Genomic DNA, 19,719 nt, shown 5'->3' with positions numbered 1-19,719 from the left:
GTCCTCTTGAAATCTAAGAAGATTGGGGGAGAGCTCGCTTTTGCGGGCTCTCTCCTAATTCTTGGGTTGGTCGTTCTATACGACACTTCCAAGATGTTAGTTCCACCGGGATCTGGAACCGTTGGTCCGCAAATATTTCCTTACGTAGTAAGCGGTTTTGTCATTTTTATTTCTCTTGGTTTATTTGTACAAATTTTCCGCGGAAATCTCGGCGTACCTGAAGGAACCCAGTTCGGCGAAATAGTTGAAAAGACAGACTTTAAATCTTTAGCCATGGTCGCCGGCTCAATGTTGACCTACCCACTTTTAATTGAGCGTGCTGGATTTATCATCGCGAGCACAGTGGTGTTCTTTGGCGTCGCCTTTGCATACGGTGCCAAAAATCTACTTAAGAATTTACTTATCTCGATCATCTTCTCATTTATCGTTTATTTTGCATTTTCTAAAGGTCTAAACGTTGGCCTTCCAGCAGGAATCCTGGGGATCTTTGAATGAGTAGTTTTAACTCGCTTATGGAGGGCTTCGCCTCAGCCCTTACCTTAAACAATCTACTTTTCGGTTTACTTGGAACAATTCTTGGAACGCTAGTCGGCGTGCTTCCCGGTATCGGACCTGCGCTTGCTATTGCACTCTTGTTGCCAATTACTTATTCAGTTAGCCCGGCATCTGCGCTAATTATGTTTGCTGCTATTTATTACGGCGCCATGTATGGCGGATCGACAACTTCGATTTTATTAAATACTCCTGGTGAATCCGGTTCGGTCATAACGGCACTTGAAGGCCATCAGATGGCAAAGCGCGGGCGCGCTGGTTCTGCACTTGCAACTGCAGCTATTGGTTCATTCATTGCGGGCACAATTGCAACTGCGATCTTGGCATTTACCGCACCTTCACTTGCCGAATGGGCCTTTAAAGTTACGGCGGCAGATTTCTTTGCGCTGATGTTGATCGCCTTTACAACTGTAGGAACTCTCTTAGGCAATTCGATGTTGCGTGGTATGGCTTCTCTTGGCGTAGGTCTTGTTATTGGGCTAGTTGGTTCTGATCTGCAATCTGGCGCTGTGCGCTTAACATTTGGAAGCCTGCAAGCAATCGACGGAATTGAAACAGTAACCGTTATCGTTTCACTCTTTGCTCTCGGTGAGGCTTTGTATATCGCAGGGCGTGCCAAAGCAACAGGTTGGTCGATCATTCCAATGAAGGGCAAGGCGATCATGACTCGCCAAGACTTAAAACGTTCTTGGCGCCCCTGGCTTCGCGGAACAGCGATTGGTTTCCCCTTAGGAGTTATTCCTGCTGGCGGTTCTGAAGTTCCAACATTTTTAAGTTACGCGGCAGAAAAGTCTTTATCGAAGAATAAAGAGGAATTTGGTCATGGCGCCATTGAAGGCGTTGCAGGTCCAGAGGCTGCTAACAATGCCAATGCCGCTGGTGCGCTTGTTCCACTTCTTGCACTTGGTCTTCCAACTTCAGCAACAGCGGCGGTAATTCTTGTCGCTCTTCAAACTTACAACATTCAACCTGGTCCGATGCTATTTTCAACAAACCCTGAAATCGTATGGACCTTAATCGCTTCACTCTTTATCGGTAACACCTTGCTCTTGTTGCTCAACTTGCCGCTTGTGCGCGTCTGGGCAAAACTTCTAAATATTCCACGCCCTTATCTCTTCTCCGGAATCACCGCCTTCGCATTGATGGGCGCGTACGTTGCGAACAATGCAATCTTTGATCTCTGGATCGCGCTGGGTGTTGGTGTAATTGGTTTTGCATTCCGCCGTTTTGGAGTTCCAATTACCCCGCTAATTATTGGACTAATTCTTGGGCCAATGGCAGAACTTCAGATGCGCCGTGCGCTACAGATCAGCGGTGGCGAACTTAGCGCGCTATATGCAACTCCAATGTCAAAAATCCTCTACGTAATCCTCCTTATTGTGATTATCGGTCCGATGATCTGGAACTTTAAGAAGAAGCTTGCACTAAAGAAGTAAATGGCGTCCCAAAAACTTTTGCCGTGGGCGCGTCCGCTCTTATTGAGTTCTACCCTTACTCAGGCCACGATCTACGTTCTTCGTCCGATGATTACCTATCGGGCAATTGAACTCGATGCCAGTACATATGAAATCGGAGTAGTTGCTGCGCTTTACGCACTCTTTCCAGTTCTCTTAGCGCTGCAATTTGGCCGGATGGTTGGAAAGATCGGTGAAGGAAAGTTCATCATCTTCGGAACTTTATCTATGGCGCTAACCGCCGTTGCCCTGGTCTTTGCTAACTCGGTTTTCACGCTGGCTATTGCAACTGCATTTGCTGGTATTTCTCACTTGGCTTGTATGGTCGGTGGCCAATCAATGGTTGCACTTCGTGCACCTCGTGAAAATTACGATAAGTACTTTGGTTACTACACATTTAGCGCCTCCCTTGGCCATTTGGTTGGACCGCTAGTTGCTGCACTTGTTGCTGGTTCTGATGGAACGCTACCTAAATCAACATCTAACGCATTTCTTTTAGGGTTTGTCCTTTGTGTGGTTGCACTAGTGCCGGTTATCAACTGGCGTAAAGAAAAGCCAAGTGTTGAAGCTAAATCTGATGAAGGCACTTACGCCGCAGCAATTGCATTATTAAAGAAGCCCGGAATTTTGGCAGCGATTTATGTCTCACTAGCTATTTCATCTGTTGCCGATGTCCTCGTTGTTTTCTTGCCGCTATTTGGAACAGAAAATAACTTCTCTCCATATGCAATCGGAATAATTCTGGCGATTCGCGCTGGCACAACGATGATCTCTCGCTTCTTCCTCGGCAGATTAAGTGCACGTTTCTCTACCTATCAATTGTTAATGGTCAGCACTACGGTCTCTGTTATTGCGTGTGCAGGTATGGCTTTTGCAAAAACACCACTAACTCTTGGCGCTATTGTCTTTATCGCAGGATTTTCACTTGGAATTGGCCAACCGTTAACAATGTCCTTGGTTTCACAAAAGACAGCAGCCAATGAACGCGCCCTTGCTGTTTCAGCGCGCTTGATGGGCAACCGCTTTGGACAATTTTTAGTACCGGCCGCCGCAGGCGCACTCGCCGCATCGGCTGGCGCAAGCGGAGTATTTATCGGGCTATCAGTATTGCTGGCGACCTCGCTCTTTGGTGCAGCAAGCAGGTAACCTTCCTCTCATGGAGTGCGCATGAGCCAACAGAACCAAGTTGAGTTCACCCTCTGGTTACGTGAAAACCAGAAGGCATTTCTGCGCGCTGCAAAGGTAATTTGTTTTGATACCCAGAACGCCGAAGATGTTCTTCAAGAAGCGCTGGCAGATGTTTACAAGCGCTGGAGCAAGATCCGCAGCCACGAAAATCCAGAAGCATATTTAATGCGCGTGATGGTAAGCAAGCACGCCGATATGCGTCGCAAATGGTTGCGCCGTCAGCAAGAGAAGGAAACTTCCTGGGATCTGGCTGAAAATATTCGCGACTTAGTTGATCAAACAGATGATGTAACTCAGCGCTTACTTGTCCAAGCAGCCCTAAAGTCGCTGAGTGCGGCACAACGCGCAGTTCTTGTTTTGATTTACGAGCACGGCATGGTCTTGCGTGAAGTCGCTGACGTTCTGCAGATTCCAATGGGCACTGCAGCTTCGCACTTGGCCCGCGGCAAAGCAGCGGTAGCTGCCTATGTCGAGTTAGTTCCAGAGTTAGAGAAATCTGCAAATAAAGAGTTGACTGGAAGTTCTCAGCGACCATCTGAAATCGAAACGGTAATCGCAGAAGTGGTGGATAACAATGAGTGATGTAGATCCACTAATTAAACGCGAGATGCAGTGGATGGCACTTGGCGTCCTAGAAAATCGTGACCTCGCTCCGATTATTATCGCCAAAGTACGCCGCCAAAGAATTCGTCGCGCACTCGTTGCCTTACTTGGTGTAATTGCCGTTGGCGCAGCCAGCATTGGAATATACGAAGTAATTCAAAGACCCGCTCCAATTATTGTGGCATCTGATAGCGGAGTTAACGGCGCTAATTCAAATAGCCAGCCGGAGATCGTTGGCCTGCAATCTGATTACCCAGTTACATGGGAACAGAGCGTTGGCGATCTCGGTGCTATTAGTGGTGCTGGTGGAATCGGTGACACTCTCGGTGGGCTAACTGCAACGGGCTTACAGATTTCTTGGGAGCGATGCGGCAGGGGACAGTGCCCAGTTACTTGGGTTTTGAGTCTGCAGAACAACACTCAAGATTTGATTTCGACTGCTCCATCACTTGGCATCTTCACCAATCACACCCCGATTGTCAGTGACTCACGGCCAACAACGGTTCTGCCTGGAGGCACGGCGCTGCTGGTCTATACCTTCCCTGAATTCAAGGATTCTTTGGAGACATCTCCGCGTGAAACGTGGCAGTGGAACTGGTATCTAGCTCAACTCCGTTAGGAAACCCCCTTTTTACCTGCCCCCAAAGCGCATAAATTAGCCCCCATAGTGCGGTAACCACTATGAAGCCATACCCGTGGCTTCACCTATCTCTATGGGGGAAATGTGAAAAAGAAGCTAATCGCTGGGGCTGCGTCCCTAGCAATGCTCGCGGGATTGCTCACTGCTACTTCAGCAAGTGCTGCAACTATCCGCCTGCCTAAGTCACCAATGAATGCCTGTGTAATTCAAAACGGTATTTATTGCATCGAATCAGTAACAATTGCCACAGGTTCAGGACAGAAAATTCCTTTGACCTATGTGCCTAGCGGAGCAGAAGTTCCAGCTAAGAAGACACCAGTTGATTTCTTTGCACCAGTTGCACAGATCAAGGGTGGAAAAGTAATCGACAACAACTGGTGGATGTCTCAATACCAGCGCGATGTACTTGCTTCAGGCAAATACGTAATGCAGGATCTCTCTTCACTTTTCGGGACAGCTAATCACCCAGAACAGGGTGCGAAGTTTGATCCAAAAACTAAGACTTATGACATTAATAAGCCGCTAGATTTCTATAGCTATCCAATGGATTGCTGGAATAACGCGACTAAGTCATCAACTAAATCAACATTTGGTGCTTGCTACAAGGGTTCAGTTGCCTTCGTGCTTGATAATGAAGTTAAGTTCTTCTTCTTCTATCCAACAGCAGCAGATGCAGCAAAGCAGATTGCTAACTTTACTGGCGTGACATTTATTGATCTTGCTGAACTATCAGCAACTCAACAGCGTCCAGTATGGGGAACAACTTACGATGCTGCTACCAAGACATTTAAGGCTACAGAGGGAATCATCATTCCTATCTGGGTTACACGCGATGCTCTTGTTAACGGATGGGCTGTTGCCGGAACACCTGCTGCAGTTCCTGCAGATCCAGCAGCTGCTGCAACCACAACAACACCAACTACTGAGAGCGCAACTGCTGAAGCAACTGAATTAGCTGCAACAGCTCCACTTGCTCCAGAACCTGGCGTTGCAGTTGGTACACCAGCTGAAGCCGGTCGCACACTTGTCGGTCGCTGGACACACCCTGATTGGCAAGGTCTAAACCTTGGCGCACTTGGTTATGACGGACTTTATGTTGAAGCACGTACTCCTAACGAGTTCGTATCAAGCATGCTATTCGTCGATGTTCTTCCAACACTTACAGGTGCTGATAAGAAGACCAACCTCGCAGGCCAGGTCGGTAACAAGGCATATGCAGTCAGCCTTGATTCAGATATCGTAATTACAGTTAAGGTTCGCGTCGGCGAAATGCAGACCGGCGTTACCGTTGCTGTTGGTACAGATATCGTTGTTAAGCAAGAGCCAGGTGGCGAATACAACGCAATCTCAATCACAGGTACTCCTGTAACCGTTCCTCTTGCGAAGAACGTTAAGGATTGCGAAGGCGAAGAAGGCGTATCAAAGGCCAACGTTCGTCAATTCCAGATGATTGCTATGGCAGCCAACGACGACAACTCCGGCTTCGGTGTTGAAGGTACTTCCGGTGGAATGTACGTTGGTTCAAACGGTGTCTGCGGGCTTTCAACTCCAGTATGGAGCGAAGCGGATAAGGCATTCACATGGCGCGCAGCTGCTCCTCACTTTGCACCAGATGGTGTGACAGTGAACAAGGGCTTCTACAAGGCGGTAATTCCTACAGCAGATGCTGCACTTCTTTGGGGTATGACTAATCCAAATGATGCTGCTTCAGCTCTAGAAATCTCGCTAACAACAGAAGAAGGCGGAACTGCAGCGTTCCTCAAGAACATCAGCGTGAAGAACGGCCGAATCATCATCGATGTATCTGGCTTTGAATACTCACGTCCAAAGCTCAAGATCGGCATCAAGAAGGGCTACAAGCCTGCTGCCAAGATCTTGAACAAGACAACCATCACATGCGTTAAGGGCAAGGCTGTAAAGAAGATCACCGCAGTTAAGCCAGCATGTCCAGCAGGTTATAAGAAGAAGTAGTTTCGACACTTCTTCCATATAGATAAACGAGGGCAAAACCGTTCCTCGGTTCACTAAGCAATTAGTGAACCGGGGGCGGTCTCTTCGTAAGTACTCTAAAAAACTTCTAAGACTGGGGATCGCGTGAAGCGTTTAGGAAAATTCGTAGTTCTACTGATTTCGGTAGCGCTAATTGCTCCAACGCTTGCCCATGGCGCAGATTCATATGATGAACAGCATTTATCGTCACCTGCCCCAGCCAAGAATCACCAAGGCTATTTACTACAAGATTCTGCTGAAATCACTCGATTCAATTCGGGACTTATCAGCTTTAAGCTCGATTCAGTCGGAAAAGTAGAGAGCGTCACTGCCTGTTCAAAACTCTCGCAAGCTGGCTGCGAGTTCACAATTCGACAGTTCTACCGCGCCGTTCTACAGATTTGCGATGCAAATACTACTGTTGATTGTCTAACTAAGGTCTTCGCAAAAACAGATGACGGTAAAGAGTTAGAGATCATCCCTGCGGGCAACTTTGCAGACAAAGGAAAGTTTGACTTTGTCGGAGATGCTTCACAAAATCTCCCTACGGGCGGGGGAGCCATTCTGATTCGAATCCCTGGCGCACCTCATGCCGGTGGAGATTTGTATCTAGTTAAATCTGAGATGGTTGGCGTTCGTGATGCCAATAACTCACCGACTGCAAAATTTAACATGCAACGTATGCAGACTGGAATTTTCGCAGTCGCAATCGAAAAAGGTGCCTTTGGGTTTAACTCAATGTCAATCGATCCAAAGCAGTATCCAAGCGTTGATTGGACCATCGGTGCACCAGTAGGAAATCCACCAGAGTCCGGTCGCTGCGTAATGAGCTTTGAAACTGAATGCGCTAAGGGTTATCCACTTCCACAAAACGTTGCCTTCGGTCTGCAATTTAGAATGAATAACAAACTTGACGGATGGCTACACGGGCGAATGAAAGCACCGAATATCACGATCGAAAAAGAAGCCTCCGGAACGCAACTCCTTACAGTTCAGGCAAATGCGATCAAGGTTCCACTAATTGACGTTTGGGTAAATAACGATGCGATGCCTACAAGCCTGAAGGCGTATTACGCTGGAATGCCAAATTATGGAAGCGTATCTTTTGGAACCAAAGATCAATCTCTCTCTGAAATTGCAATTCGCCGTGACGGAAACGCTTTCAATGATGCCAACACAATGAAAGAGTTTGTTAATTGGCTTCCAGTGATTGGCGATAAGGCTCAAGGCATGCCAACGGCGTGGATGTTAAAGACCATGATTTCCTTTGGTGATCCCAATCAGAATCCTTGCTTTGCTAAAGGAAATGGCTTTGCCGGCGTTGTGTCGACAAACGCAGCCCAGTACCTAGATGGCCCACCTAGCTTTGATAAGGGTGAAGGCGTATTGGATTACAAGGTTGCCGCACCCCATTTAACTTCATCAGGTGAAGTGTTCAAGGGAACCTATGACCTTGTTATGAGTTCAGCAGTTGCCCGCTGCCTATACGGATTCTCGCAAGCACCGATTGGTGCAACTATCTCAATCGTCTCCGAATCAGGAGAACCAAACATTGCCACAACTTTGGTTCGCGAAAAAGATGGCTTCCTTAATCTTGCTGCTTATAACTTCACCTTCTCTTCACCAACCGTCCGAGTGAAGCTAACCCAAGAGGCAGCGCCGGCACCAACTCCTTCACCAGTTGCAACTGTTAAACCTTCCACCGCTAAAAAAGCGACGATTACTTGTGTAAAGGGAAAGACTTCCAAGAAAGTAACCGCAGTTAATCCAAAGTGCCCAACGGGGTATAAGAAGAAATGAAAAAGTTATTCATTGCAATTTGCACAGTATTTGCTTTAACACTAGGAGTATTTTCTCCAGTCATCGCTGCAGATATTCCAGATGAACAATTAACTACCCCGCGTCCTCCAGTTGAAAACACTGGTGGCTACTCCGGTGCTTATTACGATGATCAAAGAACTCTTTATCGTGCCTTTACCTATGTAGAAGCATGGGGGAGTGCGAACTTTGCCGATAGTGGGGCTACCACGTGTCTATCTTCGCAAGAAGAACCTTGCAAGAGCAGCAATTACCTCTTCTTCGAAACCCCGCTCTCTCCTTGTTCTGATTTGAGAACAAGGGATTGCGTAGTCAGCCTTTCAGGCCGCATTGGAGAAAACCCATTAATATCTGCAACACTTGTCGAAACTCTAACTTCTTCTTTTTCACAGATGAGTACAAATTCTCGAAATAGATATAACACGCCATTTACGGGAGATATCCAGAGGGGTATTCCAAATAGCGGAAACGTTTCAATTTGGACAATACCTGGGATGACTCACCAAGGAGGAGATCAGTATCTACTTATTCCAAAGTTAAATGCTGAATTTCAAAATGTTGCTGGAACAGGCCCATCAAATCTGGATGTCGGTCTTTATGCAGTATCTAAGCTTCCAATCGATGGCGCGCAGATGGATACCTGTTTCTTTACTACTAAGACCAACTGCTTCAAGCGGTGGCCATTCCCGCAGGATTCCTCATTTAAAGTTTCTGTTAAAACCGGTGCCAAGATCATTGGCTGGTTCCATGGCCGCTTGAGTTCGCCTGAAATCAGCAGCGAAAAAACCAGTGATGGACAGACACTTATCAATATTGAAGGTTCGGCAATCACCGTTCCTACTCTTGCTGTTTGGGCAAAAAATACGGACCTGCCAGCAAAGTTAGATTCAATGATTCAAGAAGAGTTCATCTCTCGTGGAAACCAATTTGCAGGTGTTGCTTATTTCATCGGAGATTCGAAAGATCGAAAAACTCAAGCGGTAATGGATGAACGCAATCCTTCATTTGACGATAAATTCTTCGAACGTTACATGCTCTGGGTGGGTGTGGCTAAAGATAAGGCTTACGCCACCGTATCAACATGGTCATTTAGAACTATGCAGGGTTATCAAGATTATGCGAAATGCATTGGAGATTCAGGTGTTGCCGGAATGGTTACCACCAACTCAAATGCCTATATTGCCGGGCCACCGAAGTTCCAAAACGGAGACTTGGCATACAAAGTCGCTTCACCGCATTACGACTCTAAAGGCCAAGTGCAAATTGGAACTTATGACCTAGCGATTCGTTCAGATATTGCACGTTGTATCTACGGATTCACCAGCGCCCCAATTCAGGCAACGCTAAGCGTTGTTTATGCAGATGGCGAAGCCAAGAAAGCTACAACTCTCGTATCCGAGAAAAACAATTGGCTACGTCTTTCAGCTAAAGGTTTCACTTATTCAAACCCAACGATCAAAGTAAGACTGTCGCAAGAAGGTACGCCAACGCCTGCCCAGACTCCAGCTGCCACAAAACCAGCTGCTGCAAAGAAAACCTCAATTACATGTGTAAAGGGTAAGACAACTAAGAAAGTAACAGCCGTCAATCCAAAGTGTCCAACGGGGTATAAGAAGAAATGAAGAAAAAACTATTATCGGCATTTTTATCAACCGTAGTTCTCGTAGGAATTGCGATTCCGGCGACTGGTGCAGAAATACCTGATGAACAGTACGTTCTTGAGATGCCTGCCGATAGTCCGAAGTTATTTCCAACTTACGGCTTGTCAGCAAATGGTTTAGGCGAATACCCAACAAATATCAACTATCTAGTTGGGAAGAAAAGTGATGGAAATGAGATAGGTGTTAGCAAAGTTACGGGTGTTGGTTTCTGTAACTCACTCTCTGACACTGCATGTGTTGGTGCATCAGTCTTTCAATACAAAGCTCAACTAGGCATTTGCGCTACTGCTGATTCAACCGACTGTATTTCAGAAATAACGGTCAAAAATCAGGATGGGACAAACTTAGAAATCTCGTCTAAAGAACAATTTCCAGGCGTGCGTGCAGGAGATTTCAAAGGGGATTCAACTGTAGGACTGCCATCGGGTGGATCTGCGCCGCTGATTACGATTCCGGGACTTCCACATGCTGGCGGAAATAAATATTTAGTTGTCGTTACCGCAGATGGTTATCGTCTTCCAAACTCAAGTAAATTTGATGCGCCAAATATCAGAGCTTCGATTTACGCAGTAAAGGTTGAATCCAAAAATAATAGTTTGCCAGGCATTCAAACATCGCTGAATTGGTACAACAAGTTGGATTTGAGTTTAGGCGCTTGGACAAACCCAACTGTGGCTTGTCCAATTTATTCGGGCACAGAATGTGCACAACCGTACCCACTTCCGCTGAATGCACAATTCGGATTCAAGTTGCGATTATCTAACCCCGTTAAAGGCTGGCTGCATGGGCGTATGGATGGTGTAACTTCCGAAATTAGTTTGGATTCGAGCGGCAATCAAGTTGTCTCTATTCAAGGAAACCCTATTCTGGTCCCAAGTGCGTACGGATGGATTAAGAAATCCGAAGTAACTAAGTCAATGGCAGAATTCTATTCAAAGGTAAGACAACCTGTTGGCGGAGCTGGCTTTGGATGTACTAACGATCCAACCGGCGGCGCGGCAACAAATGGATGTGCTTCAGAATTCTGGGTATCAGTACTTCGCTTCTTGCGACCCGATCAAGAGTCCATGGATGAATTTTTAGCATGGATGCCTTCTTTGAAAGACAAGGCAAGCAAAGCTCCAACAATTTGGCGTTGGGAAACAATGGGCTCTGATGGAACAAGCGATGTTTGCTATCGGAACATTTCGAATTTAAGCGGATTTGTTAGCACCAATGCGACCCAGTATTTATCCGGCCCACCTGTATTTAACAAGAGCGAAGAATCTTTGGATTACAAAGTAGCTGCGCCGCATTACTTGCCGGACGGTAAAGAATTTCTGGGTTCATATAACTTAGTTATTAATGCACAGGTTGCGCGCTGCCTTTACGGTTTCACAGATGCTCCAATTCAGGCCACAGTTTCTGTTACATCTTCAGATGGCCAAGCGCGCGTTGCAACAACGTCTCTCACCGAAAAAGGTGGTTGGTTAAAGCTTTCTGCAAACGGATTTACTTTCTCGAATCCAGTAGTGAAGGTAAAACTCTCTCAAGAGAAGCCAGTTGTTGTTGCGACTCCAAATCCTGAGGCAAGTCCAACGCCAGTTCCTGCTGTTAAGCCAGCTGTGCAGAAGAAGACATCCATCTCTTGCATTAAAGGTAAAACCACCAAAAAAATTACTGCAGTAAACCCTAAGTGCCCAGCCGGATATAAGAAGAGATAGAGATATGAAAAAACTAACTTCAATAATCGTTGCCATCGCATTTGTATTTGGTGGCTCTTCCGCCGTAGTTGCTGCAGGTGAAACGGTCGGAGATGCGGGACGAAGCTGGGCCGTTCCGAACGATGCGGATCGCGGTATGCATATTCAGAGATTCTTGGATTCCCCTCCAGGAACACCAGCCTCATATTTGATTGATTTTCAGAAGTACCAAAGCGATGCTTATAAAGATCCAACATGTAAGAGCGCAGAAGACCCTAATTGCACCGCAGGATCACTCGATTTTAAATCGATGCTGCCTGTGTGCGGAACTATTAGTACGGTCTACTGCATTGAAGATTTTGGTGTGATTAGTTCCGGTGGTGAAACAACTAAGGCCGCTTTTTCGCGATACTTTCCTAATGAGGCGCTAAACAAATTTGAAGCATCCGAGAAATTACGGTTACCGTTTGGTGCCACGGGAAGTATCTTTGATTTACCGAGTGCACCACACGACGGTGGAACCTTGTATTACGTATCAGCACTGACGCAGGGCACGCTGAATAAAGCGAATGGGGCAGATTTACAAGCTTTGAATATCGAGATTTTTCCGGTGAAACTCGAATCTGGCGATAGTGCAATCCAAGAAATTGATTCTGGTATGTCAATGTCGAAAGGCGCCGGTGATGGTCATCCTGCTGGTCAATGGCGATTTGCTAGCTTCGGTTTTTCTGGAACTAGCTTCTGTGTGGCAGGTAGCGCTAAAGAAAGATTGTGCGCTCAGAGATATTCATTCCCTGCCGATAAAAAGTTCTATATAAAGCTAAAGCTTCAAAATAAGCCAAAGGGCTGGTTGCACGGCAGAATTGCAAAGCCAGACGTGTCATTTACCGAAATTAGCAGTGGATATTCCTTCTATATCGCAGCAAATCCTGTCGCCGTTCCAGTGGTTTATAAGATGTATCGCTATCCAGAGATGCCACAAGCACTCAAAGATGAGTACGACATTAAAACAGGTGGATACAAGCCAGAGGTCGCACTTCGATCTCCAAATTCAAATGGAGCGCCGCAAGGTTGTGGACGTAGCGCCTGTACTGAAGATCCAATGACGAGAAATGTGATCATTGCTCCTTCGGCTTCAAGTAAATTTGGCATGGATCAATTAAAGGTGTGGCTACCTTTTGTGGGGGATAAGGCAACAACTCTCATGGGTACATGGTCGGTACGTACACTTGATGAAAATGAAACTCAAGGTGCTTCGCAGTGCTTCACCAGTGGCGATAAAGGTGTAACCGGAATTGTCACAACAAATGCAACTCAATATTCCGCTGGGCCGCCATCTCTAAATAAGGGTGAAGGCACTCTTGAATATAAAGTAGCCGCACCTCACTTCACAACAAAGGGTGATGAATTCCTTGGAACTTATGACTTGATTATGCGCTCAGATGTTGCTCGATGCGTTTATGGATTTACTAGCGCACCAATTAGGGCTGAGCTTTCAATTGTTAATGATCAAGGAAATCAAAAGGTCGCAACTGAAATTCTTGGTGAGAAGAACGGCTGGCTCTATCTTTCTGCAGGTGGATTTACTTATTCATCACCAACTATCAAGGTAAAACTTGAACAAGATGCACCAGCGCCAACACCAACTCCTACTGCATCTGCTACTCCAACCCCGAGCGCCTCAGCCAAACCGGTTGCGAAGGCTGTCACAATTACATGTATCAAAGGCAAGACCAGTAAAAAGGTGACGGCGGTAAAACCAAAGTGTCCGGCTGGCTATAAGAAGAAGTAGGCAGGTACGTGAAAAAGTCATCCTTTTTTATCGCGCTGGTCTTAACTCTTTCATCTTTTTCTAATAGTAGTTCATTGGTGCACGCCGCAGACGGCATAGTTGATGAGGGATACATTCCACCTGACTTGCCATTGCAAGGACAGGTGAACATAAAATTTAGAGATAGCAGCACCCAATCCCTTGATGCAGGCGCCCCTTATTTAGCGTGGAAAGGAAATTCAGCGGGATGGGAGGGAAGTGAAGGAACGCTTCTTTGTTCTTCTACTTCAGATTCAAAGTGCAAGCAAGATTCGGGTACATTCGAATTCTTTACTCGTTTAAGTGTCTGCTCTTCGGCTGATTCTCTTGATTGTTTAGAGGGCATTTCCGCGAAAAAAGCGGGGGTGGAGATAAAGGGACAATTTATTGAAGTATTTCCAAAGAAGATAAACACGACTTATGCTTCCAAATCTTCCGAGCGACTCCCAGAGGCAAGCTCTGGCGGTTTATGGAAGTTCATCGGCCTAGAACATAAAGGCGGTAGTGATTATTTTGTAGATGCAGGGCTTCGCGGAAGTAGAACCGTCAAGCAAGAGCAATTCACAAATACTGCATTTGCTTTATCAATTATTGCGGCATCAAAAGCGCCACTTGGGGTGCACAGGAGTGGATCAGATCCGAACTCCCCAATTGATGATGGATCGGCATCCGTGTTGCAGAAATTTGATGAGAAAACTAAGAGGCCCTTCTTAGGAGCTGTAGGAGTTTATCCACCTTACGAAGGCGAAACACTGGATTGCGTTATGTCAGGGGATGCACTTTGTGCAACTCGACATGCAATTCCAGCGGACGTTGAATTCACTGCCACAGTTCGACTTTCTAGTTCACCTTCGGGGTGGATGCATGGACGTTTAGATAACCCAACAATTACTATCGAATCTATTAGTCCTAAGCCGGCAGTTCGCTTATCGATTACCGGCACTACTACTCGAGTGCCAGTAATCGGAATATCACAAACGTGGCAAAGTCTTTCTAAGAATTTGAAAGATATCTATTTAAAGGGTGGATTCCCCGGAACTACGTATGGCTGCAGATGGTGTTCCGAAGATCCATTGAAAAACACTCTTGTAGGTAGCCCTCCTCCATCGGGAGTTAGTTCTATACAAGAGCTCAAAGCATGGCTTCCAGCTGTTAATGACAAAGCGAGTGCGAACATAAATACCTGGTCGATTCGCACTTTGTCGAAATCAGAGATGAACGGTGCGGATGCATGCTTTGCTAAATCTAATCAAATCAATGGTGTTCTGATGACAAATGCGACGACTTACTCTGCCGGACCTCCTGCATTCAAATCAGGAACGCTCACTTATCAAGTAGCAGCACCACACTTAATGTCCGATGGATCAGTTATGCGGGGGCAGTACAACTTAGTCATTCGCTCAGAGGTAGCTAGGTGCATATATGGTTTTTCAAGCGCACCCGTTAACGCAGAAGTTTCAGTAGTTAACTCAAATGGTGAGGCTCAGGTTGCAACTGTAATTGTTGGTGAGAAGAGCGGTTGGTTGTATCTAAAGGCAAACAACTTTGAATTTTCAGCACCAATCATCAAAGTTAAGCTCTCCCAAGAAGTTGACCCTCTTGCGACCCCGAGCGCCTCTACTAAACCAGTTGCAAAGGCTGTCACAATTACATGTATCAAAGGAAAGACCAGCAAGAAAGTCACTGCGGTAAAACCAAAGTGCCCTGCTGGCTATAAGAAGAAGTAGGGGCTCTAGTGAAAGTTTTCCGCACCAAGTTCTTTCAGACCTTTATCTTGATCACGGTCGCCTATCTCGGAATAGTTGTGGTTATTTCACAGAGCCCAGCAGATGATGCAGTGGCAATTGACGACAAGTTAATTGAGATGAGCTCTGATAATCGCCTGGAACTATTGGTGCAGGTAACAGGCGTTAATCCACTTGAGGGAACGGCAAATGCGCGTGTTCTGCCATGGCCTAATAGCGATGATGTTGGTTATCGCTTAAAGAGTGGCTGGGTGCCGAGCCAAGATGTCGATTTAGTTGTTGACTCAGTGATCGGTGCCAGCAATGGTGGAAGTAATACCTATAGCTTTAAGAAAGATGTTCCGACCGGTGGCTTTGACGTTCAGATAGATGAGCAACCAGGTGCTGGTGCACGTTCTGATGTGGGCTGGTATCCAATGGATAAGTATTCATTTGAGATACCAATGAGCGCGATTGGCACATTAGAAGATGGCGATCAAGCAACGCTAAACATCTTGCCACTGGATTACACAAAGAAGATCGACACTTTTGATATCCATATGATCCACGGCCTTTGGAACGATGCCTTTACAACGGTGAAAATGGATGATGCAAAGTCATTTGATATGGCCGTAGATGAATTTAACAACGGCCAATCTTCTTCAGTATTTGAAGCAGTTCGCTCTAATTCAACTAAGTTGCTCGTAACAATCATTTTGTTACTTATGATCACAGCGATGATTTCGGTGACGATCATGACTTACATGGTGGTTACCGGACAGCGCCCACCAACGCTTTCCTCCCTTACATGGGCTGCAGCACTTACCTATTCTTTGATCTCACTTCGCGGGCTAATGCCAGGATCGCCACCGATCGGCATCTTCGTAGACAAGATCTTCTACTTCCCAGCCCTAATCGTGACCTTGGTCTGTTCTCTTTGGGTGCTAGTGACCTGGGTCCGCCGCGAGGATTTCCAGAGCTAAAACCGCCTTTTCGCCCGAAAGTCTGGGCGTGTCTAGGGGGTCCAATAGGGGCCATTTAGCCAATTTCCCTTTATAAGGGGCGGGGCTTTAGAATGCACCTTCGCGCCTAGCGAAAATCCTGAGGGTTTTTGGTGGGTGCAACCGCGCTCGCAAACGGGCGTGGGTTCAATTTGAAACAGAAGTGGGTGTTAGTGGCTAGCAAAGATGGCGCCATCGAGATCGAAGGTTCCGTTGCAGAAGCTTTACCTAACGCAATGTTTCGCGTTGAACTAACTAATGGGCACAAAATTCTTGCGCACATCAGCGGCAAGATGCGAAAGAACTACATTCGCATCCTTCCTGGTGATCGTGTGATCGTAGAACTAAGTCCATATGACCTCACCCGAGGTCGAATTATTTACCGTTACAAGTAACGAAGACTGGAGCAAGATCATGAAGGTTAATCCAAGCGTTAAGAAGATTTGCGATAAGTGCAAAGTCATTCGCCGCAAGGGTCGCGTCATGGTGATTTGCGAGAACCTTCGTCACAAGCAACGCCAAGGTTAATTCCTTCAATAGTTCTACAACTTCATAAATACGCGTGGTGCAACTAAGTAAGTAATTACTTAGGACTCTCGGACCGGTAGGCCGAGACTTGATTCAAATCAAGAAGCACTGCGAAGGACCTCCGGATTACAGATCGGTTGATTAAATGGCACGTCTTGTTGGTGTCGATCTCCCACGCGAAAAGCGCGTGGAAATCGCACTCACCTATATCTTCGGAATGGGTCTAACTCGTTCTCATGCAACTCTCGCGGCAACTGGGATTTCACCAGATACACGCGTTAAGGATTTGCAGGAATCAGAACTCGCACAGCTTCGTGAATACATCGAAGCTAACTACAAGATTGAGGGCGATCTTCGCCGCGAAATCGCTGGCGACATTCGTCGTAAAGTTGAAATTCAGAGCTACCAAGGTATTCGTCACCGCAAGGGACTTCCTGTACGTGGTCAGCGCACACATACAAACGCTCGTACTCGTAAGGGTCCTCGTAAAGCAATTGCTGGTAAGAAGAAGGTGACTAAGTAATGGCCGCTCCTAAATCTAAGACTGCTGCTCCTGCAAAGGGCAAAGTCAAGACACGTAAAAAAGAGAAGAAGAACATTGCTGTTGGTAAGGCGTTCATTAAGAGCACTTTTAACAACACCATCATCTCTATCACCGATCCAACCGGCGCTGTAATTTCTTGGGCATCATCTGGCCAAGTTGGTTACAAGGGCTCACGTAAGTCGACTCCATTCGCAGCACAGCTTGCAGCAGAAGCAGCAGCTCGTCGCGCACAGGAGCACGGCCTTAAGAAAGTAGATGTTTTCGTAAAGGGACCAGGTTCCGGACGCGAAACTGCAATTCGTTCATTGCAAGCAGCAGGCCTAGAAGTTGGAGCCATCTCTGATGTAACTCCAGCTCCACACAATGGCTGCCGCCCACCGAAACCACGTCGAGTTTAAGGAAGGAAGAGAATAAATGGCTCGTTATACCGGAGCAGACTGCAAGCGTTGCCGTCGCGAAAAAGTAAAGCTCTTCCTTAAGGGCGCAAAGTGCGATGGACCAAAGTGTCCTATCGAATCTCGTCCATATCCACCAGGACAACATGGTCGTGGACGTTCCAAGGAATCTGAATACCTATTACAGATGCGTGAAAAGCAGAAGTGCGCACGTATCTACGGTGTTCTCGAAAAGCAGTTCCGTGGTTACTACGAAGAGGCAAACCGCAAGCAGGGCAAGACTGGTGAAAACCTTCTCGTTCTTCTTGAGACACGTCTCGACAACGTTGTATTCCGTGCAGGCTTTGCAAAGAGCCGTGACATGGCGCGCCAGTTGGTTCGTCACAGTCACTTCCTCGTAAATGGCAAGAAGGTAAACATTCCTTCATATCGCGTTTCTCCAATGGACATCATCGATGTTCTTCCAAAGTCACTCGATCTCACACCATTTATCGTTGCAAGCGCAGAACTCGGTGAGAAGGCTGTTCCAGCATGGATGGAGGTTGTTGGTTCGCAAATGCGCATCATCATCCACGGCGTCCCTGCACGTTCAGTAATCGATACCCAAGTTCAAGAACAGCTCATTGTTGAGCTCTACAGCAAGTAATTTTTAATTCCAAAAGAGGAAATCAAATAGTGGATTTCCGCGAGAAGAAAGAGGCTCAGCAGTGCTAATTGCACAACGTCCAACCCTCAGTGAAGAAGTAATCTCCGAAAACCGTTCACGGTTCATCATCGAACCGCTAGAACCAGGTTTCGGTTACACACTCGGCAACTCAATGCGCCGTACTCTGCTTTCATCTATTCCAGGTGCAGCAGTTACAAGCATTCGCGTTGCTGGTGCACTCCATGAGTTCACCACTCTTGAAGGCGTTAAGGAAGATCTCACCGATATCGTTTTGAACATCAAGAACTTGGTGCTCTCATCAGATAACGACGAGCCAAGCGTCATCTACATCCGCAAGTCAGGTGCCGGTGCTGTTACAGGCGCTGATATCGCTGTTCCAAGTGGCGTTGAAGTTCACAACCCTGAACTCCACATCGCAACACTTAACGGCAAGGCAAACCTCGAAATCGAACTCACAGTTGAGCGCGGTCGTGGTTATGTAACTGCTGTACAGAACAAGCAAGCGGGTGCCGAGATCGGTCGCATTCCTGTTGACTCAATCTATTCACCAGTTTTGAAGGTTACATACAAGGTAGAAGCAACTCGCGTTGAACAGCGCACTGACTTCGACCGTCTTGTTGTTGATGTTGAAACAAAGCCATCAATGAAGCCACGCGATGCTGTTGCATCAGCTGGTAAGACTCTTGTTGAACTCTTCGGACTTGCTCGCGAACTTAACGTTGATGCAGAAGGTATCGAGATGGGGCCATCTGTTATGGATGCTGCTCTCGCTGCTGATCTTGCACTTCCAATCGAAGATCTCGATCTAACAGTTCGCTCATACAACTGCTTGAAGCGCGAAGGCATTCACACAGTTGGCGAGTTGGTAAACCGTTCAGAGGCAGACCTACTCGATATCCGTAACTTTGGTTCAAAGTCCATCGATGAGATCAAGGCAAAGCTTGTCTCAATGGGAATGTCTCTTAAGGACAGCCCAGCTGGATTCGATCCAACAAAGCACCAGAACTTCAATGCATCAGACGACGACTTCGCTGAAGCAGATCAGGCCTAGGAGATACGACAATGCCAAAACCAACTAAAGGTCCTCGTTTGGGTTCCGGCCCATCACATGAGCGTCTAATCCTTCGCACACTTGCTGAGCAGTTGTTCGAACATGGAAAGATCACAACAACGGAGGCAAAGGCTAAGCGCCTGCGTCCGTTGGCTGAGAAGCTAATCACCTTCGCAAAGAAGGGCGACCTTCCAGCACGTCGTCAGGTCATGGCTCGCATTGCAAATAAGAGCGTTGTTCACACACTCTTTACTGAAATCGGTCCACGTTTTGCAGCTCGCGATGGCGGATACACACGTATCACCAAGATTGGTCCTCGCAAGGGCGATAACGCACCAATGGCAGTCATCGAAGTTCTAACTGAGAAAGATAACTAAAACTTATCTCTAGCTTTTAGCGCTAAGAAAAAATA

Annotated in this window: 18 protein-coding genes and 1 pseudogene; all 19 read left to right on the top strand. The window is 46.7% G+C overall.

All coding sequences use genetic code 11. The features are described from left to right. Nucleotides 1–6 precede the first annotated feature (6 nt). Complete coding sequence (locus A1sIIB106_RS05650) at nt 7–495, top strand: tripartite tricarboxylate transporter TctB family protein (RefSeq protein ID WP_095677650.1); 489 nt, start codon at nt 7–9, stop codon at nt 493–495. Next, nucleotides 492–1,988, top strand: coding sequence for a tripartite tricarboxylate transporter permease (locus tag A1sIIB106_RS05645; RefSeq protein ID WP_095677649.1), 1,497 nt, complete (start codon nt 492–494; stop codon nt 1,986–1,988). Before A1sIIB106_RS05650 ends, A1sIIB106_RS05645 begins: the two co-directional genes overlap by 4 nt. Continuing rightward, nucleotides 1,989–3,152 (top strand): MFS transporter, encoded by a 1,164-nt coding sequence (locus tag A1sIIB106_RS05640; protein WP_095677648.1) that lies wholly within the window; start codon nt 1,989–1,991, stop codon nt 3,150–3,152. It begins immediately after the preceding gene. Between the two features lie 21 nt (nt 3,153–3,173). Continuing rightward, nucleotides 3,174–3,776 (top strand): RNA polymerase sigma factor, encoded by a 603-nt coding sequence (locus A1sIIB106_RS05635; RefSeq protein ID WP_095671513.1) that lies wholly within the window; start codon nt 3,174–3,176, stop codon nt 3,774–3,776. Then, nucleotides 3,769–4,416: a hypothetical protein gene (locus A1sIIB106_RS05630; protein WP_095677647.1), complete on the top strand. Its 648-nt coding sequence runs from the start codon at nt 3,769–3,771 to the stop codon at nt 4,414–4,416. The genes A1sIIB106_RS05635 and A1sIIB106_RS05630 overlap by 8 nt, the downstream gene beginning before the upstream one ends. A 105-nt stretch (nt 4,417–4,521) precedes the next feature. Beyond that, nucleotides 4,522–6,408: a hypothetical protein gene (locus A1sIIB106_RS05625; RefSeq protein WP_095677646.1), complete on the top strand. Its 1,887-nt coding sequence runs from the start codon at nt 4,522–4,524 to the stop codon at nt 6,406–6,408. Nucleotides 6,409–6,531: 123 nt separating this feature from the next. Next, nucleotides 6,532–8,226 carry a hypothetical protein gene (locus A1sIIB106_RS05620; RefSeq protein ID WP_095677645.1) on the top strand — a complete coding sequence of 565 codons (1,695 nt, stop codon included), beginning with the start codon at nt 6,532–6,534 and terminating at the stop codon, nt 8,224–8,226. Then, nucleotides 8,223–9,866, top strand: coding sequence for a hypothetical protein (locus A1sIIB106_RS05615; protein ID WP_095677644.1), 1,644 nt, complete (start codon nt 8,223–8,225; stop codon nt 9,864–9,866). The genes A1sIIB106_RS05620 and A1sIIB106_RS05615 overlap by 4 nt, the downstream gene beginning before the upstream one ends. Continuing rightward, entirely contained in the window at nt 9,863–11,608 is a 1,746-nt protein-coding gene (locus tag A1sIIB106_RS05610; RefSeq protein WP_095677643.1) for a hypothetical protein, read from the top strand. Before A1sIIB106_RS05615 ends, A1sIIB106_RS05610 begins: the two co-directional genes overlap by 4 nt. A 4-nt stretch (nt 11,609–11,612) precedes the next feature. Beyond that, complete coding sequence (locus tag A1sIIB106_RS05605) at nt 11,613–13,379, top strand: hypothetical protein (protein WP_095677642.1); 1,767 nt, start codon at nt 11,613–11,615, stop codon at nt 13,377–13,379. 8 nt (nt 13,380–13,387) lie between these two features. Then, nucleotides 13,388–15,124, top strand: a complete 1,737-nt coding sequence (locus A1sIIB106_RS05600) for a hypothetical protein (RefSeq protein ID WP_095677641.1) — start codon at nt 13,388–13,390, stop codon at nt 15,122–15,124. 8 nt (nt 15,125–15,132) lie between these two features. Beyond that, a complete protein-coding gene (locus tag A1sIIB106_RS05595; RefSeq protein ID WP_095677640.1) occupies nt 15,133–16,104 on the top strand; it encodes a DUF4436 family protein in 972 nt (323 codons plus the stop codon). A gap of 191 nt (nt 16,105–16,295) precedes the next feature. Then, the gene (gene infA / locus A1sIIB106_RS05590; RefSeq protein ID WP_095527782.1) at nt 16,296–16,517 is read left to right on the top strand and encodes a translation initiation factor IF-1; all 222 of its coding nucleotides are present in this window, start codon (nt 16,296–16,298) and stop codon (nt 16,515–16,517) included. Nucleotides 16,518–16,536: 19 nt separating this feature from the next. Beyond that, on the top strand, nt 16,537–16,650 hold the full coding sequence (rpmJ, locus tag A1sIIB106_RS05585; RefSeq protein WP_017955275.1) for a 50S ribosomal protein L36: 114 nt from the start codon (nt 16,537–16,539) through the stop codon (nt 16,648–16,650). 145 nt (nt 16,651–16,795) lie between these two features. After that, entirely contained in the window at nt 16,796–17,173 is a 378-nt protein-coding gene (rpsM, locus tag A1sIIB106_RS05580) for a 30S ribosomal protein S13 (protein ID WP_095671506.1), read from the top strand. Further along, entirely contained in the window at nt 17,173–17,592 is a 420-nt protein-coding gene (gene rpsK, locus A1sIIB106_RS05575) for a 30S ribosomal protein S11 (RefSeq protein WP_095671505.1), read from the top strand. Before rpsM ends, rpsK begins: the two co-directional genes overlap by 1 nt. Nucleotides 17,593–17,608: 16 nt before the next feature. Continuing rightward, a complete protein-coding gene (gene rpsD, locus A1sIIB106_RS05570) occupies nt 17,609–18,235 on the top strand; it encodes a 30S ribosomal protein S4 (protein ID WP_095671504.1) in 627 nt (208 codons plus the stop codon). A gap of 61 nt (nt 18,236–18,296) precedes the next feature. Next, a complete protein-coding gene (locus tag A1sIIB106_RS05565; RefSeq protein WP_095526917.1) occupies nt 18,297–19,307 on the top strand; it encodes a DNA-directed RNA polymerase subunit alpha in 1,011 nt (336 codons plus the stop codon). Between the two features lie 11 nt (nt 19,308–19,318). After that, nucleotides 19,319–19,672, top strand: a pseudogene (rplQ, locus tag A1sIIB106_RS05560) (50S ribosomal protein L17); the annotation flags it as partial. Nucleotides 19,673–19,719 lie beyond the last annotated feature (47 nt).

This window comes from Candidatus Planktophila lacus (assembly GCF_002288325.1).
GTDB lineage: Bacteria > Actinomycetota > Actinomycetes > Nanopelagicales > Nanopelagicaceae > Planktophila > Planktophila lacus.
This window is presented reverse-complemented; position numbering and strand designations above follow the sequence as displayed.